Below are 520 nucleotides of genomic sequence, written 5' to 3'. Positions count from 1 at the left end.
GGCCAGCGCCGCGACGTCGATCCCGTATTCCGGATGCGTCGCCACCTCGATCGCCTTCATCCCCATCCGCTCGATCGCGTGCAGCATCGCGTAGAACGTCGGCGACTCCACCGCGATCGTGTCGCCCGGCTTCGCCACCGCCTGCAGACACAGGTTGATCGCCTCCGTCGCGCCCACCGTCACGATGATCTCGTTCGGGTCCACCGACATCCCGTTTTCCAGGTAGCGCCGCGCGATCTGCCGGATCAGCCGCGGATGGCCGGGCGGCAGCCCGTCGGTCACGCCCCACAGCGACTTGTCGCGGCCGGCCGCGTACGCGTAGCGGTTCAGCTTCTCGAACGGGAACAGGCTCGGGTCCGGATACGGCGAGCCGAGCGGCACCGCGTCGTCCGTGCCGATCGAGCGCAGCGTCGACAGCACGAGCCGGCTCACGTCCACCGACGACGAAATCGCGATCGGTTTCGACGGCCGCAGCTCGCGCACCGGTGCATGGCTGTCGTCGCGACGCAGGTTCACGAAA

Annotated in this window: 1 protein-coding gene; it reads right to left on the bottom strand. The window is 68.7% G+C overall.

The features are described 5' to 3' along the window. A partial coding sequence (locus HWX08_RS34160; RefSeq protein ID WP_175869762.1) for an aminotransferase class I/II-fold pyridoxal phosphate-dependent enzyme occupies positions 1-520 on the bottom strand: 520 nt, incomplete at both ends.

The organism is Burkholderia metallica (assembly GCF_902832845.1).
GTDB classification, from domain to species: Bacteria; Pseudomonadota; Gammaproteobacteria; order Burkholderiales; family Burkholderiaceae; genus Burkholderia; species Burkholderia metallica.
This window is presented reverse-complemented; position numbering and strand designations above follow the sequence as displayed.